Source organism: Pseudomonas sp. yb_2, assembly GCF_043103905.1.
GTDB classification, from domain to species: domain Bacteria; phylum Pseudomonadota; class Gammaproteobacteria; order Pseudomonadales; family Pseudomonadaceae; genus Aquipseudomonas; species Aquipseudomonas alloputida.
In genome coordinates this window covers 1-26,976 of sequence record NZ_JBICKH010000033.1, presented here as the reverse complement: position 1 = coordinate 26,976, position 26,976 = coordinate 1, and the positions used below count along the sequence as shown (strand labels likewise).

Annotated in this window: 25 protein-coding genes; 14 read left to right on the top strand and 11 right to left on the bottom strand. The window is 62.1% G+C overall.

Annotated elements, in window-relative coordinates; all coding sequences use genetic code 11:
• From ACF8FB_RS07095 to ACF8FB_RS07075, 5 genes are all read right to left on the bottom strand, one after another.
• On the bottom strand, positions 1 to 1,341 hold the full coding sequence (locus ACF8FB_RS07095) for an ATP-binding protein (RefSeq protein ID WP_392511151.1): 1,341 nt from the start codon (positions 1,339 to 1,341) through the stop codon (positions 1 to 3).
• Between the two features lie 58 nt (positions 1,342 to 1,399).
• A complete protein-coding gene (locus ACF8FB_RS07090) occupies positions 1,400 to 1,816 on the bottom strand; it encodes a Spy/CpxP family protein refolding chaperone (protein ID WP_010955189.1) in 417 nt (138 codons plus the stop codon).
• A 160-nt stretch (positions 1,817 to 1,976) separates the two neighbouring features.
• Positions 1,977 to 2,654: a response regulator transcription factor gene (locus ACF8FB_RS07085; protein ID WP_003254551.1), complete on the bottom strand. Its 678-nt coding sequence runs from the start codon at positions 2,652 to 2,654 to the stop codon at positions 1,977 to 1,979.
• A 164-nt stretch (positions 2,655 to 2,818) separates the two neighbouring features.
• Positions 2,819 to 3,118 carry a YciI family protein gene (locus ACF8FB_RS07080; RefSeq protein WP_003254549.1) on the bottom strand — a complete coding sequence of 100 codons (300 nt, stop codon included), beginning with the start codon at positions 3,116 to 3,118 and terminating at the stop codon, positions 2,819 to 2,821.
• Between the two features lies 1 nt (position 3,119).
• The gene (locus tag ACF8FB_RS07075; protein ID WP_010955188.1) at positions 3,120 to 3,713 is read right to left on the bottom strand and encodes a septation protein A; all 594 of its coding nucleotides are present in this window, start codon (positions 3,711 to 3,713) and stop codon (positions 3,120 to 3,122) included.
• Between the two features lie 67 nt (positions 3,714 to 3,780).
• Between ACF8FB_RS07075 and ACF8FB_RS07070 the strand changes: the two genes are divergently transcribed.
• The 6 genes from ACF8FB_RS07070 to ACF8FB_RS07045 all read left to right on the top strand — a co-directional run bounded on the left by ACF8FB_RS07070 (position 3,781) and on the right by ACF8FB_RS07045 (position 10,279).
• Positions 3,781 to 4,641, top strand: a complete 861-nt coding sequence (locus ACF8FB_RS07070; protein ID WP_010955187.1) for a PHP domain-containing protein — start codon at positions 3,781 to 3,783, stop codon at positions 4,639 to 4,641.
• A 13-nt stretch (positions 4,642 to 4,654) separates the two neighbouring features.
• Positions 4,655 to 5,284, top strand: a complete 630-nt coding sequence (locus tag ACF8FB_RS07065; RefSeq protein ID WP_014590089.1) for an L-threonylcarbamoyladenylate synthase — start codon at positions 4,655 to 4,657, stop codon at positions 5,282 to 5,284.
• Positions 5,285 to 5,394: 110 nt separating this feature from the next.
• Entirely contained in the window at positions 5,395 to 6,135 is a 741-nt protein-coding gene (locus ACF8FB_RS07060; RefSeq protein WP_162490571.1) for a ScpA family protein, read from the top strand.
• Positions 6,122 to 6,889, top strand: a complete 768-nt coding sequence (gene scpB / locus ACF8FB_RS07055) for an SMC-Scp complex subunit ScpB (RefSeq protein ID WP_392510737.1) — start codon at positions 6,122 to 6,124, stop codon at positions 6,887 to 6,889. The genes ACF8FB_RS07060 and scpB overlap by 14 nt, the downstream gene beginning before the upstream one ends.
• 265 nt (positions 6,890 to 7,154) lie before the next feature.
• Positions 7,155 to 8,222, top strand: a complete 1,068-nt coding sequence (gene rluB / locus ACF8FB_RS07050; protein WP_003254539.1) for a 23S rRNA pseudouridine(2605) synthase RluB — start codon at positions 7,155 to 7,157, stop codon at positions 8,220 to 8,222.
• Between the two features lie 638 nt (positions 8,223 to 8,860).
• Positions 8,861 to 10,279: an amino acid permease gene (locus tag ACF8FB_RS07045; RefSeq protein WP_392510736.1), complete on the top strand. Its 1,419-nt coding sequence runs from the start codon at positions 8,861 to 8,863 to the stop codon at positions 10,277 to 10,279.
• A gap of 138 nt (positions 10,280 to 10,417) precedes the next feature.
• Here the strand turns inward: ACF8FB_RS07045 and ACF8FB_RS07040 are convergent, their stop codons facing one another.
• A complete protein-coding gene (locus ACF8FB_RS07040; RefSeq protein WP_003254537.1) occupies positions 10,418 to 11,302 on the bottom strand; it encodes a LysR substrate-binding domain-containing protein in 885 nt (294 codons plus the stop codon).
• Between the two features lie 152 nt (positions 11,303 to 11,454).
• Between ACF8FB_RS07040 and ACF8FB_RS07035 the strand changes: the two genes are divergently transcribed.
• Positions 11,455 to 14,475 carry an FAD-binding and (Fe-S)-binding domain-containing protein gene (locus ACF8FB_RS07035; protein WP_392511150.1) on the top strand — a complete coding sequence of 1,007 codons (3,021 nt, stop codon included), beginning with the start codon at positions 11,455 to 11,457 and terminating at the stop codon, positions 14,473 to 14,475.
• A 113-nt stretch (positions 14,476 to 14,588) separates the two neighbouring features.
• On the opposite strand, the gene ACF8FB_RS07030 is transcribed toward ACF8FB_RS07035, so the two are convergent.
• From ACF8FB_RS07030 to phhA, 4 genes are all read right to left on the bottom strand, one after another.
• A complete protein-coding gene (locus ACF8FB_RS07030) occupies positions 14,589 to 15,791 on the bottom strand; it encodes an MFS transporter (protein ID WP_350298161.1) in 1,203 nt (400 codons plus the stop codon).
• Between the two features lie 389 nt (positions 15,792 to 16,180).
• Entirely contained in the window at positions 16,181 to 16,309 is a 129-nt protein-coding gene (locus ACF8FB_RS07025) for a hypothetical protein (protein ID WP_003254533.1), read from the bottom strand.
• Between the two features lie 189 nt (positions 16,310 to 16,498).
• The gene (locus tag ACF8FB_RS07020; protein WP_003254532.1) at positions 16,499 to 16,855 is read right to left on the bottom strand and encodes a 4a-hydroxytetrahydrobiopterin dehydratase; all 357 of its coding nucleotides are present in this window, start codon (positions 16,853 to 16,855) and stop codon (positions 16,499 to 16,501) included.
• 39 nt (positions 16,856 to 16,894) lie between these two features.
• A complete protein-coding gene (gene phhA / locus ACF8FB_RS07015; RefSeq protein WP_003254528.1) occupies positions 16,895 to 17,683 on the bottom strand; it encodes a phenylalanine 4-monooxygenase in 789 nt (262 codons plus the stop codon).
• 257 nt (positions 17,684 to 17,940) lie between these two features.
• Here phhA and ACF8FB_RS07010 point away from each other — a divergent pair, with 257 nt between their 5' ends.
• Complete coding sequence (locus tag ACF8FB_RS07010; RefSeq protein ID WP_014590097.1) at positions 17,941 to 19,500, top strand: sigma-54-dependent phenylalanine hydroxylase transcriptional regulator PhhR; 1,560 nt, start codon at positions 17,941 to 17,943, stop codon at positions 19,498 to 19,500.
• Between the two features lie 154 nt (positions 19,501 to 19,654).
• Here the strand turns inward: ACF8FB_RS07010 and ACF8FB_RS07005 are convergent, their stop codons facing one another.
• Positions 19,655 to 19,909, bottom strand: coding sequence for a DUF2790 domain-containing protein (locus ACF8FB_RS07005; protein WP_003254526.1), 255 nt, complete (start codon positions 19,907 to 19,909; stop codon positions 19,655 to 19,657).
• Between the two features lie 397 nt (positions 19,910 to 20,306).
• Here ACF8FB_RS07005 and acs point away from each other — a divergent pair, with 397 nt between their 5' ends.
• The 6 genes from acs to argR all read left to right on the top strand — a co-directional run bounded on the left by acs (position 20,307) and on the right by argR (position 26,928).
• Entirely contained in the window at positions 20,307 to 22,268 is a 1,962-nt protein-coding gene (gene acs / locus ACF8FB_RS07000) for an acetate--CoA ligase (protein ID WP_003254525.1), read from the top strand.
• Positions 22,269 to 22,803: 535 nt separating this feature from the next.
• On the top strand, positions 22,804 to 23,589 hold the full coding sequence (locus tag ACF8FB_RS06995; protein ID WP_003254524.1) for an ABC transporter substrate-binding protein: 786 nt from the start codon (positions 22,804 to 22,806) through the stop codon (positions 23,587 to 23,589).
• A gap of 88 nt (positions 23,590 to 23,677) precedes the next feature.
• Positions 23,678 to 24,367, top strand: coding sequence for an ABC transporter permease (locus ACF8FB_RS06990; protein ID WP_003254523.1), 690 nt, complete (start codon positions 23,678 to 23,680; stop codon positions 24,365 to 24,367).
• Positions 24,364 to 25,062 (top strand): ABC transporter permease, encoded by a 699-nt coding sequence (locus ACF8FB_RS06985; RefSeq protein ID WP_003254520.1) that lies wholly within the window; start codon positions 24,364 to 24,366, stop codon positions 25,060 to 25,062. The genes ACF8FB_RS06990 and ACF8FB_RS06985 overlap by 4 nt, the downstream gene beginning before the upstream one ends.
• A 22-nt stretch (positions 25,063 to 25,084) precedes the next feature.
• A complete protein-coding gene (locus ACF8FB_RS06980; protein WP_010955179.1) occupies positions 25,085 to 25,849 on the top strand; it encodes an ABC transporter ATP-binding protein in 765 nt (254 codons plus the stop codon).
• Between the two features lie 98 nt (positions 25,850 to 25,947).
• Positions 25,948 to 26,928: a transcriptional regulator ArgR gene (gene argR / locus ACF8FB_RS06975; protein ID WP_004576734.1), complete on the top strand. Its 981-nt coding sequence runs from the start codon at positions 25,948 to 25,950 to the stop codon at positions 26,926 to 26,928.
• Positions 26,929 to 26,976 lie beyond the last annotated feature (48 nt).

Here is a 26,976-nt window from a genome sequence, read left to right as displayed (position 1 = left end):
TCAACTGCCTGCCGCTCCAGCCAAGGGCAACTCCAGCCTGGCCACAAACCCACCCTGTGGATGATTCTCCAGCATCAGGCTACCGCCATGGCGCTCCGCTGCCTTGCGCGCAATCGCCAGCCCCAGGCCATGCCCCGGCGCTTCCTGCCCCGGCGCGCGGAAGAACGGCTCACCCAGTTGCGCCAGGTGCTCCTCTGCCGCCCCAGGCCCATGGTCACGCACGCTGATCACGATGCGGTCCTGCTCGCGCGCGGCGCTGACCTCGACCGGCTGGCCCGCCGGGTTGAAGCGCAGGGCATTGCGCAGCAGGTTGTCAACGGCACGCTCGATCAGCGTTGGCCAACCCTGCAAGCTCAAACCTGGCTGCGCCTCCAGGCGCACGTCCTGATCCGGCGCGCTCAGCAGGGCGTCCTTGCGCACGCTGCCGAGTAGGGCATTGAGGTCGACCGGTTCGGCATGGGCTTGTTCGGCATCCACCCGGGCCAGGGCGAGGATTTCGCTGATCAGGTCTTCCAGGCGGTCGCATTCGCGGGTCAGGCGCGGCCACAGCGCTTGCCGCTGCTCAGGCTCGGCGCGTTCGGCCAGGGCCAGGGCGATGCGCAGCCGGGCCAGTGGCGAGCGCAGTTCGTGGGACACGTCGCGTAGCAGCTGGCGCTGGCTGCCAATGGTGCTTTGCAGGCGTGCGCCCATCTTGTTGAAGTCCTTGGCCAGCACGCCAAACTCGTCGCGCCGCGCTGCCAGCCGTGCCAGGCTGTTCTGCTGATAGGTGGTCTGGCCCAGGTCGTGTACGGCACTGCGCAGGCGGCTTAGCGGGCGGGTAATGGACAGCGTCACCAGCAGGCTGAACAGGGTCAGCACGACCAAGGCAATGCCCAGTGCGCTGAGCGGCCAAAGCAGGCTCTCGCGGTGCCAGGCATCCAGCGCCGGGTGAGGGATGCGGTAGATCAGCAAGTAGGTTTCGCCGGTGTCGGGGCTGGTGTATTCCTCGGTCAGCCGGCGCCATGGCAAGCGCCGCTGGTCATTGTGCTGGCGCGCTTCGAGGGCTGCCGCACGGCGTGGGAAGGTACCGGGCACCACGGCTTCACCGCTATCGTCGAGCACCTGCACGTCGATCTTGTAGCGGTTCTTGCGTCGTTCCAGAAAGTGCTGTGCCGCCTCCAGGCCTTCCTGCTCGTAGTGCTTGGTCCACTTGCTGGCCAGGGTATTCAGGCCCGGGTGACGGCTGAGGATCCAGGCGTCCTGGTTGAGCATGTGCCCCAGCAGGATCGACAGGCCTGCGACCAGGGTGATGGCCAGCCAGAAACTGGCCAGGATGCGCCAGAACAGTGAACGCACGTGCACCTCCTAAACGGGAAAAGCCCGGCCCGCAGTGATGCGGGCCGGGCATGGGGCGGACAGCTTACTGGGCCTTGGCGCCTTTTTCAGCTTTCCAGGCCTGGAACTCCTGCCACTCGGCTTTCTTGGCGGCGCGTTCTTTTTGCAGTTCGTCAAACTTCTTCTGCTGGTCAGCCGTGAGCAACTTGCGCACTGCGCTGTCGGTCTTGTCGCGGTTGGCTTGCAGTTCATCCTTCATGGCTTTCTGGTCGGTGGCCGGCAGCTTGGACAGGTAGCGCTCGGTAATGTCGCGGCGCTGCTGCATTTGCTCGCCCATCAGCTTGCCGATCTGCTGGCGCTGATCGCGGCTCAGGTCCAGTTGGTGGAAAGGCGCATCACCGCGATGATGCGGGCCGTCGTGGCGCGGGCCGCCATCTGGCATGGCCATGGCTACGGTCGGCAAAGCGGCAGCGAACATCAGGGCGATAAGGGTCTTGCGCATGGTGTCTCTCCTTTCATAGGCCGGTGATTACCGGATGAGCACAGTCTAGGGAGATCACCGTCAAGCGCAGTCAGGGGATGGTAAAGGCAAAGTAAAGATGATTGGCCTGTGCAGGCCCCGCCTTGTGCCGCCAATGGGGCGCGCAGCGGCCCCGGCGTTTTTACAGGCAGTAGTAATATCCACGGCTACGCAACGCCACAATGCGTGGCCGGCCATCGGCGTGGGGGCCGATCTTCTTGCGCAGGTTGCTGACATGCATGTCCAGGCTGCGGTCGTACAGGGTCAGCTTGCGGCCCAGGCCGATCTGCGCCAGTTCCTGTTTGTCCAGCGGCTCGCCGGGCTGGCGCAGCAGCGCTTCAAGAATACGGCTTTCGGACAGGGTCAGGGTCATTTCGCGGCCATCGATGCTGGCCACGCCCCGCGCAGGGCTGTAGACCAGGTCACCCAGTTCCATCTGGCTGGTCGTGGCGGTGGGGTGGCTGCGGCGCAGTACCGCGCGCAGGCGGGCAGTGAGCTCACGCGGGTCGCAGGGTTTGGCCAGGTAGTCGTCGGCGCCCAGTTCCAGGCCGAGAATGCGGTCCAGCGGCTCGCCGCGGGCTGAAAGCATCAGCACCGGCAGCTCGGCATGCTCGCTGCGCAGCTGCTTGAGAAGCTCCAGGCCGCTGCCGTCGGGCAACATCACATCCAGTACCACAGCAGCAGGGGCATGCTCGGCCAGGGCCAGGCGTGCGCTCTGCCCATCGTGGCAGGCACGCACGGAAAACCCTTCCTGGGTCAGCCAGCTGCCGAGCAGCTCGCACAGTTCCTGGTCATCATCAATCAGTAACAGCTCGCTCATGACTCACTCAATTCAACCATTGACGGCGGTGATTCGGCCCGCCAGTGGCAAAGATACCGCAGACTGATGGCCTGAGTATAACTGCTGGTGCCGCGTGGCCCTCTTCGCGGGTGATGGCACAGATCCGAAGGTTTGTGTAGCGAAGAAGGCCGTGCCGTCTCAGGTCAAGGCAGTACTTGCTTGAACGGCTTGACCACAACCTTGTCGTACACGCCGGCAGCGATGTACGGGTCGGCATCGGCCCAGGTCTGCGCCGCCGCCAGCGATTCGAATTCGGCAACGATCAGGCTACCGCTGAAACCCGCTTCGCCCGGGTCGTTGCTGTCGATGGCCGGGTGCGGGCCGGCCAACACCACGCGGCCTTCGGCCTTGAGCTGCTGCAGGCGTTCGATGTGCGCCGGGCGGGCGGCCAGGCGCTTTTCCAGGGAGTTTGCGACGTCGCTGGCGATAATGGCGTAGAGCATGTCAATCCTTGGGTTTGGAGGTAGAAGGGTCATCGTGCAGGTGGCGCGACAGGTACACGCCTTGCGCCACCAGGAAGATCACGGTCATGCCCAGGCTGCCGAACACCTTGAAGTCCACCCAGAAGTCCTGGAAGGTGAAGGCGACAAACAGGTTGGCCGCGCCGCAGAACAGGAAGAAAGCGATCCAGGCCAGATTCAGGCGCGTCCAGATGGCATCAGGCAGGGTCAGGGCGTGGCCCATGATGCGCTTGATCAGCACCCGATCGCCGATGAAGTGGCTGCCGGCAAAACCCAGGGCAAACAGCCAGTTCACGACAGGAGCCTTCCATTTGAGGAAGGTTTCGCTGTGAAAGGTCAGGGTCAGGCCACCGAACACCAGGCAGGCGATCAGCGTCAGCCACTGGCCCTTCTCCAGCTTGCGCTGGCGCAGGAACAGTGCGCCGTACACGACCAGCGAGCTGATGATCAGCATGGCCGTGGCGCTGTAGATGCCGCCAAATTCGAAGTGATGGCCGGCGACTTCCATGGGGCGCGGGTCGAGCTTGTAGACGATGAAGAACAGCAGCAGCGGGATGAAATCGATGAATTGTTTCACAATGGCAGCCAGAATCGGGATGTGACGGCATAATAACAAACATCGATTCCAGCGAAAGCGCTCCTCTATGAATGTTGATCTGCACTGTCACAGCACGGCCTCCGACGGCGCCCTGTCGCCTTCGGTACTGGTTGCCCGGGCTCATGAGCACGGGGTGCAAGCGCTGGCACTGACCGACCATGACACCCTCGAAGGCCTGCCCGAAGCGCGCCAGGCCTGCGTTGACCTGGGTATGCGCTGGGTCAGCGGGGTGGAGCTGTCCTGCACGTGGGGCGGCGCGACCATCCATGTGCTGGGTTATGACTTCCCACTCGACGCACCGCCATTGCTGGCGGCGATTCAAGCGCTGCACCACGGCCGCTGGCTGCGTGCCGAAGAAATCGACAGACGGCTGGCGGCCAAGGGCATGCCCGGCACGCTCGAAGGCGCGCGCGCCGTGCAGCACGAGTTGGGTGACAGCGGCAACGCCCCGGCGCGCCCGCATTTTGCCGAGTATCTGGTGCGGGCCGGGCACGTCAAGGACCGTGGTGAAGCGTTTCGCAAGTGGCTGGGCGCCGGCAAGCTGGGCGACGTCAAGCAGCACTGGCCGACGCTCGACGAAACCGTTGCCACGCTGAGGCAGTCCAATGCCTGGGTGAGCCTGGCGCATCCCATGCACTACGACCTGACCCGCAGCAAGCGCAGGCGGCTGATTGCCGACTATATTCAGGCAGGAGGGCAGGCGCTTGAAGTGGTCAACGGGATGATGCCTGCTGAGCAAGTGGGCACCATGTCCATCCTTGCCCGTGAGTTCGGCCTGCTGGCAAGCGCTGGCAGTGACTTCCACGGCCCCGGCACCTGGGGCGAGATCGGTGCCTATCGGCCTTTGCCCGAGGATCTGCCACCTTTGTGGCGTCGATTCAGCCATGAACAGCCTTTGGCGCTATGAACAGGACGATTACGTGAGCCAATTTTTCCAGATTCATCCGGAGAACCCACAAGCGCGCCTGATAAAACAGGCCGTCGAGATCATCCGCAAGGGGGGCGTGGTGGTGTATCCGACGGATTCGGCGTATGCGCTGGGTTGCCAGATAGGCGACAAGTCGGCAATCGAGCGGGTGCGGCGCCTGCGCGGGCTGGACAAGACGCACAACTTCACCCTGATGTGCTGCGACATGTCGCAACTGGGGTTGTACGCCAAGGTCGACACCGGCACCTTCCGCTTGCTGAAGGCGCATGTGCCGGGGCCTTACACCTTCATCCTCAACGGCACGCGTGAAGTGCCGCGCCTGCTGTTGCACGATAAGCGGCGTACCATCGGGCTGCGTGTACCGGACCATGCCATCACCCTGGCCTTGCTGGCCGAGTTGGGCGAGCCACTGATGAGCGTCAGCCTGATCCTGCCGGGCGACAGCGAGCCGATGACCGACCCTTACGAGATCCGTGAACGGCTGGAGCACCATGTTGACCTGGTGATCGATGGCGGGTTCGGCGACCTCAAGGCGTCGACCATCATCGACCTGTCCGGCGACGAACCGGAACTGATCCGCGAAGGTTGTGGCGACCCCACGCCATTCCTGGTCAACGCGTGAGCCAGCTGGAAGCGCCTGAGGCGCCGGCCGAACGGGTCGAGGAGCCTCGGCAACTGCAGTTGGCGCTGGTCTATGGTGAAGCCCTGACCGAGCTGCCGCTGGACCTGTACATTCCGCCGGACGCCCTTGAAGTCATCCTCGAAGCTTTCGAAGGCCCGCTGGACCTGTTGCTGTACCTGATCCGCAAGCAGAATATCGATATCCTCGACATCCCTGTGGCCGAGATCACCCGGCAGTACATGGGCTATGTGGAGCTGATGAAAAGCGTACGCCTTGAGCTGGCCGCCGAATACCTGGTGATGGCTGCCATGCTGGCCGAGATCAAGTCACGCATGCTGCTGCCGCGTTCCGCCGACGTCGAGGAGGAGGAGGGTGACCCACGCGCCGAACTGATCCGCCGCCTGCAGGAGTACGAGCGCTTCAAGGCTGCCGCCGAGGGCATCGACGAATTGCCACGGGTCGGGCGCGAGGTGGTGGTGCCGCGCCTGGAAGCGCCGCAGGCCAAGGTACGCAAGCTGTTGCCTCAGGTCAGCCTGGAAGAGCTTTTGATGTCCATGGCCGAGGTGATGCGCCGCAACGACCTGTTCGAAAGCCATCAGATCACCCGTGAGACCTTGTCCACCCGCGAGCGCATGAGCCAGGTGCTGGAGCGTCTCAAGGGCGGCGCCTTTGTGCCGTTCATCGCGCTGTTCGCTGCCGAGGAGGGCAAGCTGGGCGTGGTGGTGACCTTCATGGCCGTTCTCGAACTGGTGAAGGAATCGCTGATCGAACTTGTGCAGAATGAACCTTTCGCCGCCATTCACGTGCGGCTTCGCCCGGCGCCAGTTGAAGAACCCAATGAACCTGAATGAACCCCGCGACCTGGCGTCGCTGATCGAAGCCTTCTTGCTCGCTTCGGGCAAGCCGCAATCCCTGGAGCGCCTGTACGAGCTGTTCGAGGAGGCCGAGCGCCCCGAGCCCAAGGTGTTCAGGCAGGCCCTGGAGGTGCTGGGCAAGTCGTGCGATGGGCGTGCGTTCGAGCTCAAGGAGGTGGCCAGCGGCTATCGCCTGCAGATTCGCGAGGATTATGCCCCTTGGGTCGGGCGCCTGTGGGAAGAGCGCCCGCAGCGCTATTCGCGAGCGCTGCTTGAGACACTGGCCCTGATTGCCTACCGCCAGCCGATCACCCGTGGTGAAATCGAGGACGTGCGGGGCGTTGCGGTGAACAGCAATATCATCAAGACCATGATGGAGCGCGAGTGGATTCGCGTGGTCGGCTACCGCGAAGTGCCCGGGCGGCCGGCGATGTTCGCCACCACCAAGGCGTTTCTCGATCATTTCAACCTCAAGAGCCTTGAGGACCTGCCGGCCTTGGCCGAGCTGCGCGAAATGGAACCAGCGCCGCAACTTGACCCGGATGATGCGCCGGTGCCTGCGCACCTGCAGGCGTTGGCGGATGCCAGCCTTGGGGACGAGGAGGTTGGTGAGCCGAAAGAGGAGACCAGCTTCCGTAGCCTGTTGGTGGAGCTGGATGCCATGGAAGACGGTTTGAAAACCGATTTTGATGATCTGCGGGGAGAGGAGCCTGAGCCTCCGGTGGAGGAGGAGATCAAGGCTCAGCCCTGATTGATCTGCTGCCTGTGCTGGCCTCTTCGCGGGCAAGCCCGCTCCCACAGGGGTATCACAGGCCCCGAAGGTTGCGCGAACCTGTAGGAACGGGCGTGCCTGCGAAGAGGTCAGCACAAAGCCCACTGGGCAGAAAATCATGCCCAGCCCCACAAAACCCTCTACCCTCCAGTGCGTTCCCCTGATGAACCGCGTATGATGCGCGGCCTTTTGGCGCGTTCGTCGCCAGAAACCTGTTTTCATTCCTACACCGGGAGGTGCCCAGATGAGTGAGCAAGACCTGAAAGAAACCGAAATCACCCCGCCATCCGGCGAAAAGCTGCAGAAAGTGCTGGCGCGCATTGGCGTGGGCTCGCGGCGTGATGTCGAGGCCTGGATCAGCCAGGGTCGCATCAAGGTCAACGGCGTCGAGGCCACCCTTGGCCAGCGCGTCGACCTGCACGACGCCATCGCCGTCGACGGCAAGCTGATCAAGCGCGAGGAGGCCGCCGAGGCCACCCGCCGGGTGATCATGTACAACAAACCCGACGGCGAAATCTGCACCCGTGACGACCCGGAAGGGCGCCCGACCGTGTTCGACCGCTTGCCACGGCCAAAAGAAGGCCGCTGGATCAACATCGGCCGCCTCGACATCAACACCACTGGCTTGCTGCTGTTCACCACCGACGGTGAACTGGCCAACCGCCTGATGCACCCATCCTACGAGATGGACCGTGAGTACGCGGTACGTGTGCGTGGTGAAGTCGACGACGAGATGATCGAGCGCCTGAAAGCCGGCGTAATGCTGGAGGACGGCCCGGCCAAGTTCACCGATATCCAGAAGGCACCGGGTGGCGAAGGCTTCAACCACTGGTACCACTGCGTGGTGATGGAGGGTCGTAACCGTGAGGTGCGTCGCCTGTGGGAATCCCAGGGCATGGTGGTCAGCCGCCTGAAGCGTGTGCGTTTCGGCCCGGTGTTCCTCAATTCTGACCTGCCGATGGGCCGCTGGCGCGAAATGACCCAGGGCGAAATCGACATCCTCGCCGCCGAAGTCGGCCTACAGCCGGTCGCGCTGCCAGCCATGAAGCTCAAGGCCAAGGACAAGATGGAGCGCCTGCAGCGCAAGTCGACCCGCCCGCTGGGCCGTGGCGAGCGCGTGCGCAACCTGCGCCCGGCCCACGAAGGTGCCGCTACTGGCGAACGCCCGGCGCGTCAGCCGCGTGAAGAAGCGCCGCGCAAACCCACCCGTGGCAGCACGGTGGCTGAGCGCCCGAGCGAGATGCGCAAGCGTCCGGGCAAACCTGATGGCGACAAGCCGGCAGGCCGTGGTCGCGGCAAGCCGCGTGGCTAATAAGCCAGTGTGGTCATCAAGGAACCAGCCTTCGGGCTGGTTTTTTTATGCCTGCGGGAATGTGGACCAAGCCCAAGATATTGAACAAAAAGAATTTTTCGGACGACTGGCAAGTTCTTGAACCGCCTTGTAAAGAAATCTGTACGAATGTGGCCGTTTTCAGTCCGCATTTCAGATCAAGCCCGATCGTGTAAACAAACCTTGCCGGCGCCCCTGTGCCAAAGCCGTCGCCATGGCGCCACCCACCCTTGCTCAAACCCCCGTCCCCACGGTGTTATAGCCGCCATTGCCTTGTGCAGGAGCCCGTCCAGAGAGCCGGGCTGACAAAACAACAAATGGAGGCGCCATGTACGCCGATCACTTCGCCTTTGAAGGCCTGTACCACAGGAACGCTGCGTTTTTTCCCGAGGAAACGATGCAACGCGTTGACGCCTGCGCGTTTGCAGGGGTATACAGTGCGCCGCGTTTTACCTGTGACCCTCTTGCGTACCGCGCACTCTTGATCACGCCTGGTTGACCCGCTCCGGCGGCACCTGAGGTCAAGAAACCCAAGGTAACCACCTTGCCCATTCCGCTGCGCCACGAGCGCGGTGGGTCCGATTCCGTCACAGATAAAAACAATGCAGGTGACTTCGTTCATGAGTGGACAAAACATGCATTCAGGCGAGCTAAAGCGGGGCCTGAAGAACCGCCATATCCAGTTGATCGCCCTCGGCGGTGCGATTGGTACCGGCCTGTTCCTCGGCTCGGCAGGCGTGATGAAATCCGCCGGCCCGTCGATGATCCTTGGCTACGCGATCTGCGGCTTCATCGCCTTCATGATCATGCGCCAGCTGGGTGAAATGATCGTCGAAGAGCCGGTGGCCGGCTCGTTCAGCCATTTCGCCCACACCTACTGGGGTGGGTTCGCCGGCTTCCTGTCGGGCTGGAACTGCTGGGTGCTGTATATCCTGGTGGGGATGTCGGAGCTTTCGGCGGTCGGCAAGTATGTTCACTACTGGTGGCCGGAGATCCCCACCTGGGTCACGGCGGCAGCCTTCTTCGTGCTGATCAACGCCATCAACCTGATGAACGTGAAGTTCTTCGGTGAAGCCGAATTCTGGTTCGCCATCATCAAAGTGGTCGCCATCGTCAGCATGATCGGCCTGGGTGCCTACCTGCTGACCAGCGGCAGCGGCGGCCCTGAAGCCACCGTGGCCAACCTGTGGACACACGGCGGCTTCTTCCCCAACGGCGTCAGCGGGCTGGTAATGGCCTTGGCTTTCATCATGTTTTCCTTTGGTGGCCTGGAAATGCTCGGCTTCACCGCCGCCGAGGCCGACAAGCCAAAGACCGTGATCCCCAAAGCGATCAACCAGGTCATCTACCGCATCCTGATTTTCTATGTCGGTGCGTTGGTGGTGCTGCTGTCGCTGACCCCGTGGGACAACCTGGTCGCCAGCATCGACGCCTCGGGTGGCAGCTACGGCAGCAGCCCGTTCGTGCAAGTGTTCTCGCTGCTGGGCAGTGACGTGGCTGCCAACCTGCTGAACTTCGTGGTGCTGACTGCGGCGCTGTCGGTGTACAACAGCGGCACCTACTGCAACGCCCGCATGCTGCTGGGTATGGCCGAGCAGGGCGATGCCCCGGCGTCGCTGGCCAAGGTCGACAAGCGGGGCGTGCCAGTGCGTTCGATCCTGGTGTCGGCTGCCGTGACCTTCGTCGCCGTGCTGCTGAACTACCTGATGCCGCAAAACGCGCTGGAACTGCTGATGTCGCTGGTCGTGGCCACCCTGGTGATCAACTGGGCGATGATCAGCTACTCGCACCTGAAGTTCCGTCAGCACCTCGACCGTACCGGGCAGAAACCGCTGTTCAAGGCGCTGTGGTACCCGTACGGCAACTATGTGGTGCTGGCTTTCGTGGTGCTGATTCTGGGCATCATGCTGATGATCCCGGGCATCCAGGTGTCGGTGTATGCGATCCCGGTGTGGCTGCTTGCGATGTTCGTGGTGTACATGGTCAAGTCGCGTCGCCAGGTGAATGCGGGCGGTGCTGTTGAGAGTGTGGCCAAGTAAGGCGCCATAGGCGGTATGTGAAAACCCGGAGTCAGGTGACTGGCTTCGGGTTTTTTGTTGCCTGTGCGGGCCCTTTCGCGGGTGAACCCGCTCCTACGGGTACAGCGTTGCCCTCAGGTCAGATGACCCCGCCAAAAATCAGATCTGCTCCAGCAACCACCCCCTGAATGCCCGCAGCGACGGCAGTGCCTCATTCCTCGGCGGGTAGATCAGGTAATAACTGCGCTGGCTGGCAAACGCCACCCCCGGGCTGTACAGCTCTCCCTTGGCCAGTTCCTCCTCCACCAATATGCGCGGCACCAGCCCGATCCCGATCCCGGCACGTACCGCCTGGATCAGGTGCGAGGTCAGCTCGAAGCTCGGCCCCAGCCGCATCGCCCGGTGCGGCAGGCCATGATGGGAAAACCACTCGCCCCACGCATGCGGGTTGTTGGCCACATTCAGCAGCACCTCTTCGCTGATCCTGGCCGGGCTCCAGCCTTGGCTGCCGACGCCAGCCTCCGGCGGCAAGATCACCACCAGCTCCTCGGCATGCAGGCGATGGCAGACAAGCCCCGGCAAGTCGTGGCTGGCCACGCCGATGGCGGCATCGATTTCGCTGGTGTCGAAGTTGATGGTTTCAATGCGTGAATGAATGTGCACCAGCATGCCCGGGTGAGCGCTGTAGAACGCATGCAGCCTCGGCAACAGCCATTTCGAACCGAAGGTTGGCAGGGTGGCCAGGCGCAACGTGCCTACTCCCGATTGATAGGCCAGTGCCTGCAAGGTGGCGCTGCGGATGCGCCCCAGTGCCTCGCTCAGCTCGCGCTGGTACAGGCGGCCGACATCGGTCAGCTGTACCTGGCGCCCCTCGCGGCGGAACAGGGTCAGGCCCAACTGCTGCTCCAGGGCCTGTACCTGGCGGCTGACCGCGCTTTGGGTCAGCGACAGTTCGGCGGCGGCGCGGGTGTAGCTTTCATGCCGGGCGGCGGCCTCGAAAGCCAGCAGCAGTGACATGGATGGGGTCAGGTGGCGGTAATTCATTCATAAAATTCATTGATAGCGGCAGGATTATCCGTTTGCCCCTGACGCGAAACTACAGGAACATTGGCCTATACGTCATCCCTGCATGCCTGAACCCATGCCGGGGCCACAGGTATCCCGTGATCTAGCCAATATCAAGAGGCCATCCTTCGATGATCGCCCAGCTGTCCACCGTTGCACCGAGCGCCAATTACCCCGAATTCCTCGAAGCCCTGCGCAACAGCGGCTTCCGCGGCCAGATCAGTGCCGACTACGCAACCCGCACGGTACTGGCCACCGACAACTCGATCTACCAGCGCTTGCCGCAGGCGGCGGTGTTCCCGCTGGATGCCGACGATGTGGCGCGGGTCGCCACGCTGATGGGCGAGCCGCGCTTCCAGCAGGTCAAGCTGACCCCCCGCGGTGGTGGCACCGGCACCAACGGCCAGTCGCTGACCGACGGTATCGTCGTCGACCTGTCGCGGCACATGAACAACATCCTCGAAATCAACGTGCAAGAGCGCTGGGTGCGGGTACAGGCCGGCACGGTCAAGGACCAGCTCAATGCTGCGCTCAAGCCGCACGGGCTGTTCTTCGCCCCTGAGCTGTCCACCTCAAACCGCGCCACGGTCGGCGGCATGATCAACACGGACGCCAGTGGCCAGGGCAGTTGCACCTACGGCAAAACCCGCGACCACGTGCTGGAGCTGCACAGCGTGCTGCTCGGTGGCGAACGCCTGCACAGCCTGCCGATCGACGATGCTGCGCTGGAACAGGCCTGCGCCGCGCCGGGCCGGGTCGGCGAGGTGTACCGCATGGCCCGGGAAATTCAGGAAACCCAGGCCGAACTGATTGAAACCACCTTCCCCAAGCTCAACCGTTGCCTGACCGGCTACGACCTGGCGCACCTGCGCGACGAGCAGGGCCGCTTCAACCTCAACAGCGTACTGTGCGGCGCCGAGGGCTCGCTGGGCTACGTGGTCGAAGCCAAGCTCAACGTGCTGCCGATTCCCAAGTATGCGGTGCTGGTCAATGTGCGCTACACCAGCTTCATGGATGCGCTGCGTGATGCCAACGCGCTGATGGCGCACAAGCCGCTGTCGATCGAGACGGTCGACTCCAAGGTGCTGATGCTGGCGATGAAAGACATCGTCTGGCACAGCGTTGCCGAGTACTTCCCGGCGGACCCCGAGCGCCCCACGCTGGGCATCAACCTGGTGGAGTTCTGCGGCGACGAGCCGGCCGAGGTCAACGCCAAGGTGCAGGCGTTCATCCAGCACCTGCAAAGCGACACCAGCGTCGAGCGCCTGGGCCACACCTTGGCCGAAGGCGCCGAGGCAGTCACCCGCGTCTATACCATGCGTAAGCGTTCGGTCGGCCTGCTGGGCAACGTCGAAGGCGAAGTGCGCCCGCAGCCGTTCGTGGAGGACACCGCAGTACCACCAGAACAGTTGGCCGACTACATCGCCGACTTCCGCGCACTGCTCGACGGCTACGGCCTGGCCTACGGCATGTTTGGCCACGTCGATGCCGGCGTGCTGCACGTGCGCCCGGCACTGGACATGAAGGACCCGGTGCAGGCCGCGCTGGTCAAGCCGATTTCCGATGCCGTTGCCGCGCTGACCAAACGTTATGGCGGGTTGCTGTGGGGTGAGCACGGCAAGGGCTTGCGCTCGGAATACGTGCCCGAGTACTTCGGCGAACTGTACCCGGCGTTGCAGCGCCTGAAGGGCGCCTTTGACCCGCACAACCAGCTCAACCCGGGCAAGATCTGCACGCCACTTGGCAGCGCAGAGGGCCTGACCCCGGTCGATGGCGTGACCCTGCGCGGCGACCTTGACCGTACCATTGACGAGCGCGTTTGGCAGGACTTCCCCAGCGCCGTGCACTGCAACGGCAATGGCGCCTGTTACAACTATGACCCCAACGACGCCATGTGCCCGTCGTGGAAGGCCACCCGCGAACGCCAGCATTCGCCCAAGGGGCGCGCCTCGCTGATGCGCGAGTGGCTGCGCCTGCAGGGCGAGGCGAACATCGATGTGCTGGCTGCGGCGCGCAACAAGGTGTCGTGGCTCAAGGGCCTGCCGGCGCGTCTGCGCAACAACCGTGCGCGCAACCAGGGCCAGGAAGACTTCTCCCATGAAGTGTACGACGCTATGGCCGGCTGCCTGGCGTGCAAGTCGTGCGCCGGGCAGTGCCCGATCAAGGTCAATGTGCCGGATTTCCGCTCGCGCTTCCTCGAGCTTTACCACGGTCGCTACCAGCGCCCGCTGCGTGACTACCTGATCGGCTCGCTCGAGTTCACCATCCCCTACCTGGCGCACGCGCCGGGGCTGTACAACGCGGTGATGGGCTCGAAGTGGGTGAGCCAGCTGCTGGCCGACAAGGTGGGCATGGTCGACAGCCCGCTGATCAGCCGCTTCAACTTCCAGGCTACCCTGACCCGTTGTCGCGTTGGCATGGCCACGGTGCCGGCCCTGCGCGAGCTGACCCCGGCCCAGCGCGAGCGCAGCATCGTGCTGGTGCAGGACGCCTTCACCCGCTACTTCGAAACGCCGCTGCTGTCGGCCTTCATCGACCTTGCCCACCGCCTGGGCCACCGGGTATTCCTGGCGCCGTACAGCGCCAACGGCAAGCCGTTGCACGTACAGGGTTTCCTTGGCGCGTTTGCCAAGGCAGCGATCCGCAACGCCACGCAGCTCAAGGCCCTGGCCGACTGCGGCGTGCCGCTGGTGGGGCTGGACCCGGCGATGACGCTGGTGTATCGCCAGGAGTACCAGAAGGTGCCAGGCCTGGAGGGTTGCCCGAAGGTGCTGTTGCCGCAGGAATGGTTGATGGATGTGCTGCCCGAGCAGGCGCCTGCCGCACCGGGCAGCTTCCGCCTGATGGCGCACTGCACCGAGAAGACCAATGTGCCGGCCAGCACCCGGCAGTGGGAGCAGGTGTTCGCCCGTCTGGGGCTGAAGCTGGTGACCGAGGCCACCGGTTGCTGTGGTATGTCCGGTACCTATGGGCACGAAGCTCGCAACCAGGAAACGTCTCGGACCATATTCGAGCAGAGCTGGGCGACCAAGCTGGACAAGGACGGGGAGCCGCTGGCAACCGGTTATTCGTGCCGTAGCCAGGTCAAGCGCATGACCGAGCGGAAGATGCGTCACCCGCTTGAGGTGGTGTTGCAGTACGCTCAGCGCTAAGGTTCAGGGCCTTTGGGGGCTGCTTTGCAGCCCTTCGCGGGTGAACCCGCTCCTACGGGGGATCGTGCACGCCAGGGGGGCGGGATTACCCGCGAAGAGGCCGGCAGCGGCTTTCAGTCTTCTGTTGTACGGTCCCTGTCCCTACGCCCTTGGCGGTACAAATAGAGGCTCAACACCAACCCGCACGCTGCCGCAGCCGCCGCGAACAGAAACATCGAAGCAAAGCCGAACCCCGCCGCCACCGCACCGACCAATGGCCCGGTCACCCCCAGTGACAAGTCGATGAACAGCGAATACGCCCCCACCGCCGCCCCGCGGTTAGCTGCCGACACTTGGTTCACTGCCTCCACGCCCAATGCCGGAAACACCAGCGAGAAACCAAACCCGCTCAATGCAGCCCCCGCCAAGGCCAGTTCGGCGTTGGGTGCCAGCCACAGCATCAACAACCCGAGCGTTTCCACCGACAGGCAGGCGATCGCCACCCTGAAGCCACCGATGCGGTTGATCAGGTTGCCAAAGAGCAGCCGTGCGCTGATGAAACTGGCGCCGAACAGGCTCAGGGTCAGCGCCGCATTGGCCCAGCCACGGCTTGCATAGTAAAGGGTGATGAAGGTGGCGATGGTGCCAAAGCCGATCGAACCCAGGGCAAGCCCCGAGCCATGCGGGAATACCTTGCCCAGCACCCGCAGGAACGGCAGGCGTACACCGCTGACGATGGGTGCGGCTTGCTTGGGCCAGGCCAGCAGCAAACCGAGTACGCACAGCAGGATGATGCTCACACCCATGCTCCACAGCCCGATGCCTTTGACCATCAGCACACCCAGTGGGGCGCCGATGGCCAGCGCACCATAGCTGGCGATGCCGTTCCAGGAGATGACCTTGGCCGTGTTTGCGGCACCCACCCGACCAATGCCCCAGCCGATCGCACCCGAGCCTACCAGGCTTTCGGCGCTGCCCAGCACCAGGCGGCCGACCAGCAGGCAAGCCAGGCTCAGCCAGGGCAGGTGAGTGAGGAAGGCGCAGGCCAGCATGAATACCCCGCTTAGCCCGCAGCCGGCCAGGCCGTACATGACTGCCTTCTTGCTGCCGTGGTTGTCGATGATACGGCTGGCGCCAGGGCGGCTGAGCAACGTCGCGAGGTACTGCACGCTGATCACCAGGCCGGCGACCACAGCACTGAAACCCAGGTCGTTGTGCACATAGCCGGGCAACACGGCCAGAGGGATGCCGATGTTCAGGTAGCCGATGAAGGTGAACAGGACGATGGAGACGATTTGCCCAGTGACGGCAAGGGACGTGGGACTGCGTGCTGGCATTGGGGATCCGTTGCTGCGGTAAGAATGGCGGTGTATGCCGCCATCTTAACCACAGCAAGGGTGTTTGCGGGCGCAGCTGTCAGCCTGTAGTCAGTTGGTGTAATCGAGCATCCTGGTCACACTGAACTCGGCTTGCGAGTAATCCAGCCGCAAGCGCAGCAGGACAAAGCCGGCTCATCGGGTGAACCTGGACGAATGCAGCAGGGCGTCGAGCGCTTGAGCGGCTGGCGCATTTCTGCCTCTTAGCGGTAGGAGGCACGAGTCAGTGTGGGGGGAGGGGCGGGGCAGGTGGTAGTGGGTTGTTACAACGTTGATTTTAGACGGTGTGAAAACGTGATGACGGGGGTAGCCCGCAGGTCAGCCGTTTTCACACAGTCGGGGATGCGCAGTTATTCCTGGTCAGCGCTGGATTGATCGTCACCATCCTGCTCGGCGGCAGCTGCCGGTTCGGCGTGAACGGTCACGGATGGCTCTTCTGGGTTCAGGCTTGGGAAGGGAAGATTCGGGATTTCATGCATCTCGTCGTTCCTCGCAAGTGTGAGTGAAAAGTCTGCGCCAGGCGCGTTTGGAGCTTCAAAAAGCTCGGGCAGGATACACAAGTCTGGATGACAGTTTGGTTTTTTTCCCGGTCGTTTGTCGGTTTTGCGGGCGAACAGCGCACATATGCCCCATGAAAAAAGGGGCCTCTGGCCCCTTCCTTCTGGTGTTTACTTCCGGCCTTCAGCCGTTTCCGCCACCTTGTCAGTGCGTGCACACATGATGAAGTCGTTGCGGTGCAGGCCTTTGATCGAGTGGCTCCACCAGGTCACGGTGACCTTGCCCCATTCAGTCAGCAGCCCTGGGTGGTGGCCTTCGGCTTCGGCGATTTCGCCCACGGCATTGGTGAACGCCAAGGCGTGCTTGAAGTTCTTGAACAGGAACACGCGCTCCAGCTCCATGTGGCCGTCACGTACTTCGATGTTCCAGTCCGGGATTTCGCGGATCAGCTCGGCCAGCTCTTCGTCGGTGACTTTCGGCGCATCGGCGCGGCAGGCTTCGCAATGGGCTTGGTTCAAGGCATTCATGAGGTGTTTTCCGGTTCGAGTTGTTATCGGCAAGGTCGCTCAGGCAGCGACCTTGGGTGGAAACTTCGGTGCATGCAGACCCAGCTGCATGGCTTTATGGACCATGCCCATGATGTCCTCGTGGGCCAGGTCGAACAGGCGCTTCATGTTCGGCAGTACGAAATACACCGGTTGCAGAATGTCGATGCGGTAGGGCGTACGCATGGCCTCGATCGGGTCGAAGGCCTGGTGCTCAGGCTCGTCAGACAGACTGTAGACGGTCTCTTTCGGCGACGAGAGGATGCCACCACCATAGATTTTGCGGCCTTGCGCGGTTTCCATCAGGCCAAACTCGATGGTCATCCAGTACAAGCGTGCCAGGTACACACGTTGTTCCTTGGTCGCGGCCAGGCCGAGCTTGCCGTAGGTGTGGGTGAATTCGGCGAACCAGGGATTGGTCAGCAGCGGGCAGTGGCCGAAGATCTCGTGGAAGATATCCGGCTCTTGCAGGTAGTCCAGCTCTTCCGGGGTGCGGATGAAGGTGGCGACCGGAAAGCGCTTGCTGGCCAGCAATTCGAAGAAGGTCTGGAAGGGGATCAGCGCCGGAACCCGGGCAACCTGCCAGCCGGTGGTGGCACCCAGCACCTTGTTGATCTCGCCCAGTTGCGGAATGCGGTCATGCGGCAATTTCAGCTGGTCGATGCCGTCCAGGTATTCCTGGCACGCACGGCCTTCGATCACTTTCAGCTGGCGGGTGATCAGGGTGTTCCACACCGCATGCTCTTGCTGCGGGTAATCGATAAAACCATGCGCATCGGGCTCGCGTGCCACGTATTGCGTCTGTTTCATGAGGCTCTCCTGGTGAGGGCTTTTCTTGTTATGTGCAGGACATGCCTAAAGGAATATCCCTTCGCCAGAGGTTTTGCACGGGGGCGCGGATCGGCCGCGGAGTGTGCCGATGTCGGTTTTCGTAACGATAATTTTACAAAACTCGGCAAGTGTCGGAAAATTCGAGGCATCTGGCTGGCGGAAACACAGTTTTTGTCAGCTTATCTTTACGACTTTTCCGCGCTGTGTTGAAAAACATCAGCGCTTCGAGAGCCCTCATGCGTATCAAAGTCCATTGCCAGAACCGCATTGGCATCCTGCGCGACATCCTCAACCTGCTGGTGGAGTACGGCATCAACGTACTGCGCGGCGAGGTGGGCGGTGATCATGGCAACGCCATCTACCTGCACTGCCCGAACCTGATCAACCTGCAATTTCAGGCCCTGCGGCCGAAGTTCGAGGCCATTGCCGGGGTATTCGGCGTTAAGCGTGTGGGCCTGATGCCCAGCGAACGCCGGCACATGGAGCTGAATGCGTTGCTGGGGGCGCTGGACTTCCCGGTGCTGTCGATCGACATGGGCGGCAGCATCGTTGCGGCCAACCGTGCAGCCGCGCAGTTGCTTGGCGTGCGGGTTGATGAGGTGCCGGGCATGCCGCTGGCGCGCTACGTAGAAGACTTCGATCTTCCGGAGCTGGTGCGGGCCAACAAGTCGCGCATCAACGGCTTGCGCATCAAAGTCAAAGGTGATGTGTTTCTGGCCGATATCGCACCGCTGCAGTCCGAACACGATGACAGCGAGGCGCTGGCCGGCGCGGTGCTTACCCTGCACCGTGCCGACCGGATCGGCGAGCGTATCTACAATGTGCGCAAGCAAGAGCTGCGTGGCTTCGACAGCATCTTCCAGAGCTCGCGGGTGATGGCTGCCGTGGTGCGTGAAGCGCGGCGCATGGCGCCGCTGGATGCACCGTTGCTGATCGAGGGCGAAACCGGAACCGGCAAGGAGTTGCTGGCGCGTGCCTGCCACCTGGCCAGCCCGCGTGGGCAGTCGCCGCTGATGGCGCTCAACTGCGCCGGGCTGCCCGAGTCGATGGCCGAGACTGAGCTGTTCGGTTACGGCCCCGGGGCATTCGAAGGGGCACGGGCCGAAGGCAAGCTGGGGCTGCTGGAGTTGACTGCAGGCGGCACGCTGTTCCTTGACGGGGTAGGGGAGATGAGCCCGCGCTTGCAGGTAAAGCTGCTGCGCTTTCTGCAGGACGGCTGCTTCCGTCGGGTAGGTAGCGATGAAGAGGTCTACCTGGATGTGCGGGTGATTTGTGCAACCCAGGTCGATTTGTCCGAGTTGTGTGCCCGTGGCGAGTTTCGCCAGGACCTGTATCACCGGCTCAATGTACTGTCGCTGCACATTCCGCCTTTGCGCGAATGCATGGATGGTCTGGAGGGGTTGGTGCAGCATTTTCTCGATCAGGCCAGTCGGCAGATTGGCTGCGCCATGCCGCGCCTGGCACCGGCGGCAATGGACAAACTTGGGCAGTATCACTGGCCAGGTAATGTAAGGCAGTTGGAAAACGTTTTGTTCCAGGCGGTTTCGTTATGTGACGGCGGCGTGGTTAAAAGCGAGCATATTCGTTTGCCGGATTATGGCGTGCGGCAACCGTTGGGCGAGTTTTCGCTGGAAGGGGATCTTTCGCAGATAGTCGGGCGCTTTGAAAAGGCGGTGCTGGAAAGTTTGATGGGGGAGTTTCCCAGTAGTCGGGCCTTGGGCAAAAGACTGGGTGTTTCGCATACCACGATTGCCAACAAGTTGAGGGATTATTCGTTGGGCAAGTCGACTGATTAAATGGCTGTAAGTTAATAGCCTGTTAATCAGGTGGTGAATGCTTCGCGGGTGAACCCGCTCCTACAGGTACCGCGCCGTATTCATGGTGTGCGAGGTACCCGTAGGAGCGGGTTCACCCGCGAAGGGGCCCGCAGGGCCCCCAATTCACAAGGTATCAGCCGTTAGAGCAGCCGTTCCCCATCACGCGGTATTCGAGAATGTGCTTCTGGCCCTGGGAGTCCTCGTAGGTCATGCGGGCTGGCACGACTTCGCACACATTGGGCACTTCGCTCATGGAAATAACGCGGGCAATGTCCAGGTGCTGCGAGTAACTGTACTGTTCAACCGGAATCTGCTCGGCATCTTTGGCTTCGCCGGCCATTGCCGCGCCGCAAAGACTGCCAAGTACCAATACCAGTAAAGCTTTCATTTTCTATTTACCTGTCTAAGGTCGTGAGGGGGCACGCGGCGCTTATGGCGCCGCGAGTATTGCTAGTTTTAACTATCGGGATTAGATGGAGATTAACGCTTGCCTTCGTGGGGGCTGTTACCAGTTGTTAATCGCCTTGCCGTTGCTGGCGAGGTGAATTTTATGGCGCTGGCCAAGGCCGAAACAGTGGGTGTTTTGATAAAGTGTTTTGACAGAATCTGTAACAATCCTGTGGCAAACCCCTCGTTTTTTCGTCGGCAAGGCTGTAATGCCCGCGCCAGAGCGTTTTGCCGGAACGGGTGTACCAAATTACTACCAACGTCGAATGGCTTTTGTCGCTCTGGTACAGTTACAAACGGTTCCATACAAAAACAACTATTACACCGAGGTAACACAGATGAGTGCGGCTCCACTGTATCCCGTTCGTCCCGAGGTTGCGGCCACTACCCTGACCGACGAGGCCACCTACAAGGCCATGTACCAGCAATCGGTGATCAACCCGGACGGCTTCTGGCGCGAGCAGGCCCAGCGTATCGACTGGATCAAGCCGTTCACCAAGGTCAAGCAGACCTCCTTCGACGACCACCATGTCGATATCAAATGGTTCGCCGACGGCACTCTGAACGTTTCCTCCAACTGCCTGGACCGCCACCTTGAAGAGCGCGGTGACCAGTTGGCCATCATCTGGGAAGGTGACGACCCTTCCGAGCACCGCAACATCACTTACCGCGAGTTGCACGAGCAGGTCTGCAAGTTCGCCAACGCCCTGCGTGGCCAGGATGTGCACCGCGGTGACGTGGTCACCATCTATATGCCGATGATCCCCGAAGCGGTGGTCGCCATGCTGGCCTGTGCACGCATTGGTGCGATTCACTCGGTGGTGTTCGGTGGCTTCTCGCCCGAGGCGCTGGCTGGCCGTATCATCGACTGCAAATCCAAGGTGGTGATCACTGCCGACGAAGGCGTGCGTGGTGGCCGCCGTACCCCGCTCAAGGCCAACGTCGATCTGGCGCTGACCAACCCTGAAACCAGCAGCGTGCAGAAAATCATCGTGTGCAAGCGCACCGGTGGCGACATTGCCTGGCACCAGCACCGCGACATCTGGTACGAAGACCTGATGAAAGTGGCCTCCAGCCACTGCGCCCCCAAAGAAATGGGTGCTGAAGAGGCGCTGTTCATCCTTTATACCTCCGGCTCCACCGGCAAGCCGAAGGGCGTGCTGCACACCACAGGCGGTTACCTGGTTTACGCCGCGCTGACCCATGAACGGGTGTTCGATTACCGTCCGGGCGAGGTGTACTGGTGCACCGCCGACGTCGGTTGGGTCACAGGCCACAGCTATATCGTCTACGGCCCGCTGGCCAACGGCGCCACCACCTTGCTGTTCGAAGGCGTGCCGAACTACCCGGACATTACCCGCGTATCGAAGATCGTCGACAAGCACAAGGTCAACATCCTCTACACAGCGCCAACTGCCATTCGCGCCATGATGGCCGAAGGGCAGGCGGCTGTTGAAGGCGCCGACGGTTCCAGCCTGCGCCTGCTGGGGTCGGTGGGTGAGCCGATCAACCCTGAGGCCTGGAACTGGTACTACAAGACCGTCGGCAAGGAGCGTTGCCCGATCGTCGACACCTGGTGGCAGACCGAGACCGGCGGCATTCTGATCAGCCCGCTGCCTGGTGCCACCGGCCTCAAGCCGGGTTCGGCAACCCGCCCGTTCTTCGGTGTGGTGCCTGCCCTGGTCGATAACCTGGGCAACCTGATCGACGGTGCTGCCGAAGGCAACCTGGTAATCCTCGACTCCTGGCCGGGTCAGTCGCGTTCGCTGTACGGCGACCATGACCGCTTCGTCGACACCTACTTCAAGACCTTCCGTGGCATGTACTTCACCGGCGACGGTGCGCGCCGCGACGAGGACGGTTACTACTGGATCACCGGCCGTGTGGATGACGTGCTCAACGTGTCCGGCCACCGCATGGGCACTGCCGAAATCGAAAGCGCCATGGTCGCGCACTCGAAGGTTGCCGAGGCTGCAGTGGTTGGCGTGCCGCATGACATCAAAGGGCAGGGCATTTATGTGTATGTCACCCTCAATGCCGGCATCGAGGCCAGCGAGCAATTGCGCCTGGAGCTGAAGAACTGGGTGCGCAAGGAGATCGGCCCGATTGCTTCGCCGGATGTGATCCAGTGGGCGCCGGGGCTGCCGAAGACCCGCTCGGGCAAGATCATGCGCCGCATCCTGCGCAAGATCGCCACCGGTGAGTACGACGCCCTGGGCGATATCTCGACCTTGGCTGACCCGGGTGTGGTACAGCACCTGATCGATACCCACAAGGCGATGAACCTGGCTTCGGCGTAAACCCTTCCCGGCAATACCCCCTGCAGGAGCGGGCTTGCCCGCGAATGCGTCAGTTCAGGCTAAGCTGTCCCCTGACCTCACGCATTCGCGGGCAAGCCCGCTTTTGCATTGTTACCCGACAATCATCGGTTACTGTTCTGTCACCGGCCCCGCACAGGTTCGGGGCGCCAGGAAACAATTCCGGCCCGTTTCGGTGCATCGGAGTCAGCATTTTGTGCATCAAGGCACGCTGCACTTGCCGTCGTACAAGGCTTTGCCAATAATAGGCCCAGGAATTGCTAGGTCTATAGGTTCTATTTCTTGCGCCATTGCATATTCTGCACTGGCTGTCAACATCGCCCGCGGCGGTTTCAGGCGCTTCTATAAGTAGTTGTCGCTTTGAAGAAATATCGACTACCGGGCTGTCGTTAAAATGCCACTCACTCGCTCGTGGTATGCGGCCTTGGTCGAACCCTGCGCGGCTCGCGTTGTACTCATTCGCATATCGGGCAGCTGTTACCTGCCTTGTATTGCCCCGTACCGATGGAGTTACCTGATGAAGAAGCTCGCACTGCTTGGCGCCCTGGCGCTGTCTGTGTTTTCCCTGGTGTCGCAGGCTGCTGAAAAACCGCTGAAAATCGGCATCGAAGCTGCCTACCCACCCTTCGCCTTCAAGCAACCTGACGGCAGCATTGCCGGCTTTGACTACGATATCGGCAACGCGCTGTGCGAAGAGATGAAAACCAAGTGTACCTGGGTCGAGCAGGAGTTCGACGGCCTGATCCCGGCGCTGAAAGTGCGCAAGATCGACGCCATCCTGTCGTCCATGTCGATCACCGATGACCGCAAGAAGTCGGTCGACTTCACCAAGCGCTACTACCTGACTCCGGCGCGCCTGGTCATGAAGGACGGCACCACCGTCAGCGACAGCCTGGACGAACTGAAAGGCAAGAAGATCGGCGTGCAGCGCGGCTCCATTCACGACCGCTTCGCCAAGGAAGTGCTGGGCGCCAAGGGTGCCACCGTGGTGCCTTACGGCACCCAGAACGAAATCTACCTGGACGTTGCAGCTGGCCGCCTCGACGGCACTGTGGCTGACGCCACCCTGCTGGAAGATGGCTTCCTCAAGACTGACGCCGGCAAGGGCTTCGCGTTCGTAGGCCCGGCCTTCACCGACGCCAAGTACTTCGGTGACGGTATCGGTATTGCCGTACGCAAGGGTGACAAGGCCAATGTCGACCGCATCAACGCGGCGATCGACGCCATTCGTGCCAACGGCAAGTACAAAGAAATCGAAAGCAAGTACTTCAATTTCGACATCTACGGTCCAGACTCGAAGTAAGACGTCGGGTTTCACCTGTGCAATGGTGCAAACAGCAGAGGCTCTGAGGTTTGCACCATTTTTCATTCTCTAGGTCGAGGACCTCATCATGTTGAAAGGCTACGGGGCAGTCATCCTCGACGGGGCGTGGCTGACGCTACAGCTCGCCCTGTCGTCGATGGCCCTGGCCATCGTGCTCGGCCTGATCGGTGTGGCGCTGCGTTTGTCGCCAGTGCGCTGGTTGGCCTGGCTGGGCGATCTGTATTCCACGGTGATCCGTGGTATTCCGGACCTGGTCCTGATCCTGCTGATCTTCTACGGCGGGCAAGACATCATCAACCGGGTGGCGCCGCTGCTCGGCTATGAAGACTATATCGATCTGAATCCGCTGATTGCGGGTATCGGTACCCTGGGCTTCATCTTTGGCGCCTACCTCTCGGAAACCTTCCGCGGGGCCTTCCTGGGCATTCCCAAGGGCCAGGCCGAGGCGGGCGTGGCGTATGGCATGAGCCCTCGCCAGGTGTTCTTCCGTATCCAGGTGCCGCAAATGATTCGCCTGGCCATTCCGGGCTTCACCAACAACTGGCTGGTGCTGACCAAGGCTACTGCGCTGATTTCGGTCGTCGGTCTGCAGGACATGATGTTCAAGGCCAAGCAGGCGGCTGACGCCACCCGCGAACCCTTCACCTTCTTCCTGGCAGTGGCGGCGCTGTACCTGGTGCTGACCAGTGTTTCGCTGTTGGCCCTGAAGTATCTGGAGCGCCGCTACTCGGTGGGCGTCAAGGTGGCTGAACTATGATCTTCGACTACAACGTCGTGTGGGAAGCGCTGCCGATGTACTTCGGCGGCCTGCTGACCACCCTGAAACTGCTGGCGATTTCGCTTTTCTTCGGCCTGTTGGCAGCCATTCCGCTGGGCCTGATGCGGGTATCCAGGCAGCCGGTGGTCAACCTTGCTGCATGGCTGTACACCTACGTCATCCGTGGCACGCCGATGCTGGTGCAGCTGTTCCTGATCTACTACGGCCTGGCCCAGTTCGAGGCAGTGCGCGAGAGTATCTTCTGGCCGCTGCTGTCCAGCGCTACCTTCTGCGCCTGCCTGGCGTTCGGCATCAATACCAGTGCCTACACCGCCGAAATCATTGCCGGCAGCCTCAAGGCGACGCCGCATGGCGAAATCGAGGCTGCCAAGGCCATGGGGATGTCGCGCATGAAAATGTACCGCCGCATCCTGCTGCCTTCGGCACTGCGTCGGGCACTGCCGCAGTACAGCAATGAAGTGATCATGATGCTGCAGACCACCAGCCTGGCGTCGATCGTCACCCTGATCGACATCACCGGTGCTGCGCGCACGGTCAATGCCCAGTACTACCTGCCTTTCGAGGCCTATATCACGGCGGGCGTGTTCTACCTGTGCCTGACCTTCATCCTGGTGCGCCTGTTCAAGATGGCCGAACGCCGCTGGCTCGGCTACCTGGCGCCGCGCAAGCACTGACCGCTTTGTGAGAATCGACAGCATGTACAAACTCGAAGTCCAAGACCTGCACAAGCGCTACGGCAGCCACGAAGTGCTCAAGGGCGTGTCGCTGGCGGCCAAGGCCGGCGACGTCATCAGCATCATCGGCTCCAGCGGTTCGGGCAAGTCGACCTTCCTGCGCTGCATCAACCTGCTGGAGCAGCCGCACGCTGGCAAGATCCTGCTCAACAACGAAGAACTGAAGCTGGTCCCCGGCAAGGATGGTGCGTTGAAGGCCGCCGACCCGCGTCAATTGCAGCGCATGCGCTCGCGCCTGTCGATGGTGTTCCAGCACTTCAACCTGTGGTCGCACATGACTGCGCTTGAGAACATCATCGAAGCGCCCGTGCACGTGCTGGGCGTGAACAAGAAGGAAGCCCTGGAAAAGGCCGAGCACTACCTGGCCAAGGTGGGTGTTGCCCATCGCAAGGATGCCTTCCCCGGGCATATGTCGGGGGGTGAGCAACAGCGTGTGGCAATTGCCCGGGCGCTGGCCATGGAACCGGAGGTCATGCTGTTCGACGAGCCGACCTCGGCACTTGACCCTGAGCTGGTGGGTGATGTGCTGAAGGTGATGCAGGCGCTGGCCCAGGAAGGTCGGACCATGGTGGTGGTGACCCACGAAATGGGCTTTGCCCGCGAGGTGTCCAACCAGTTGGTGTTCCTGCACAAAGGCCTGGTGGAAGAAACCGGCTGCCCACGTGAAGTGCTGGCCAACCCGCAGTCGGAGCGCCTGCAGCAGTTCCTCTCCGGCAGCCTGAAGTAAAAGCTGCATTTTTGCACCAGAATAGGGCATGCTGCGCGGCGAGCGCAGCCTGACCCGGCGCACAGACTCGAACGACCTCAGGTTTCGGACCGCACCCTATGACCACCCAGCGAATCGGTTTTCTCATCTGGCCCAGCACCAGGCCTTTGACCCTGGCGTTGGCCGAGGAAGTGTTGCTGGTGGCGCAGCGTGTGCATCCGGATGTGGTCTACGAGTTGGTCTTCCTGCAGGCCGAGCCTGCGCAGGAAGGCGCCTGGCGGCTGCCGGGCGAGCCGTGGACCGGCCGCCTGGAGGGCTGCCACAAGCTCTTTCTGCTGGCCGACGAGCCGCCTGCGGCGATGGGGGCTGCCTTTTCAGCGGCGCTCAAGCAACTGGCGCGCAGTGGTTGCCTGATCGGTGGCCTGTCGGCCGGGGTGTATCCGCTGGCCATGCTGGGCCTGCTCGATGGATACCGGGCAGCCGTGCACTGGCGCTGGCAGGATGACTTTGCCGAACGCTTCCCCAAGGTGATTGCCACCAGCCACCTGTTCGACTGGGATCGCGACCGACTGACCGCCTGCGGCGGTATGGCCGTGACCGACCTGCTGCTGGCAGTGCTGGCGCGCGATCACGGGGCGGAGCTGGCCGGGGCGGTGTCGGAAGAGCTGGTGGTAGAGCGCATCCGCGAGGGTGGCGAGCGCCAGCGTATTCCGCTGCAGAACCGCCTGGGCTCGAGTCACCCCAAGCTGACTCAGGCCGTTTTGCTGATGGAAGCCAACATCGAAGAGCCGCTGACCACCGACGAAATTGCCCAGCATGTGTGTGTGTCGCGTCGGCAGTTGGAGCGTATCTTCAAGCAGTACCTGAACCGCGTGCCCAGCCAGTACTACCTGGAGTTACGGTTGAACAAGGCGCGGCAGATGCTGATGCAGACCAGCAAGTCGATCATCCAGATCGGGCTGTCTTGTGGTTTCTCGTCGGGGCCGCATTTTTCCAGTGCCTACCGTAATTTCTTTGGTGCAACGCCGCGGGAAGACCGGAACCAGCGTCGCAGCAGCAGCCCGTTTGAATTGAGCTCGGCGCCGGCTGAAAAGGGCTGAGATTTCGGGTGGGTTCGGGGTGTAGGCCTTGAGGTTGGTGGTGGGGCG

Coding starts and splice junctions, on each gene's coding strand:
- ACF8FB_RS07090 (WP_010955189.1), bottom strand. CDS start 1,816: ATGCGCAAGACCCTTATCGCCCTGATGTTCGCTGCCGCTTTGCCGACC.
- ACF8FB_RS07085 (WP_003254551.1), bottom strand. CDS start 2,654: ATGAGCGAGCTGTTACTGATTGATGATGACCAGGAACTGTGCGAGCTG.
- ACF8FB_RS07080 (WP_003254549.1), bottom strand. CDS start 3,118: ATGCTCTACGCCATTATCGCCAGCGACGTCGCAAACTCCCTGGAAAAG.
- ACF8FB_RS07070 (WP_010955187.1), top strand. CDS start 3,781: ATGAATGTTGATCTGCACTGTCACAGCACGGCCTCCGACGGCGCCCTG.
- scpB (WP_392510737.1), top strand. CDS start 6,122: ATGAACCTGAATGAACCCCGCGACCTGGCGTCGCTGATCGAAGCCTTC.
- rluB (WP_003254539.1), top strand. CDS start 7,155: ATGAGTGAGCAAGACCTGAAAGAAACCGAAATCACCCCGCCATCCGGC.
- ACF8FB_RS07045 (WP_392510736.1), top strand. CDS start 8,861: ATGAGTGGACAAAACATGCATTCAGGCGAGCTAAAGCGGGGCCTGAAG.
- ACF8FB_RS07040 (WP_003254537.1), bottom strand. CDS start 11,302: ATGAATTACCGCCACCTGACCCCATCCATGTCACTGCTGCTGGCTTTC.
- ACF8FB_RS07035 (WP_392511150.1), top strand. CDS start 11,455: ATGATCGCCCAGCTGTCCACCGTTGCACCGAGCGCCAATTACCCCGAA.
- ACF8FB_RS07030 (WP_350298161.1), bottom strand. CDS start 15,791: ATGCCAGCACGCAGTCCCACGTCCCTTGCCGTCACTGGGCAAATCGTC.
- ACF8FB_RS07025 (WP_003254533.1), bottom strand. CDS start 16,309: ATGCATGAAATCCCGAATCTTCCCTTCCCAAGCCTGAACCCAGAAGAG.
- ACF8FB_RS07020 (WP_003254532.1), bottom strand. CDS start 16,855: ATGAATGCCTTGAACCAAGCCCATTGCGAAGCCTGCCGCGCCGATGCG.
- phhA (WP_003254528.1), bottom strand. CDS start 17,683: ATGAAACAGACGCAATACGTGGCACGCGAGCCCGATGCGCATGGTTTT.
- ACF8FB_RS07010 (WP_014590097.1), top strand. CDS start 17,941: ATGCGTATCAAAGTCCATTGCCAGAACCGCATTGGCATCCTGCGCGAC.
- ACF8FB_RS07005 (WP_003254526.1), bottom strand. CDS start 19,909: ATGAAAGCTTTACTGGTATTGGTACTTGGCAGTCTTTGCGGCGCGGCA.
- acs (WP_003254525.1), top strand. CDS start 20,307: ATGAGTGCGGCTCCACTGTATCCCGTTCGTCCCGAGGTTGCGGCCACT.
- ACF8FB_RS06995 (WP_003254524.1), top strand. CDS start 22,804: ATGAAGAAGCTCGCACTGCTTGGCGCCCTGGCGCTGTCTGTGTTTTCC.
- ACF8FB_RS06990 (WP_003254523.1), top strand. CDS start 23,678: ATGTTGAAAGGCTACGGGGCAGTCATCCTCGACGGGGCGTGGCTGACG.
- ACF8FB_RS06985 (WP_003254520.1), top strand. CDS start 24,364: ATGATCTTCGACTACAACGTCGTGTGGGAAGCGCTGCCGATGTACTTC.
- ACF8FB_RS06980 (WP_010955179.1), top strand. CDS start 25,085: ATGTACAAACTCGAAGTCCAAGACCTGCACAAGCGCTACGGCAGCCAC.
- argR (WP_004576734.1), top strand. CDS start 25,948: ATGACCACCCAGCGAATCGGTTTTCTCATCTGGCCCAGCACCAGGCCT.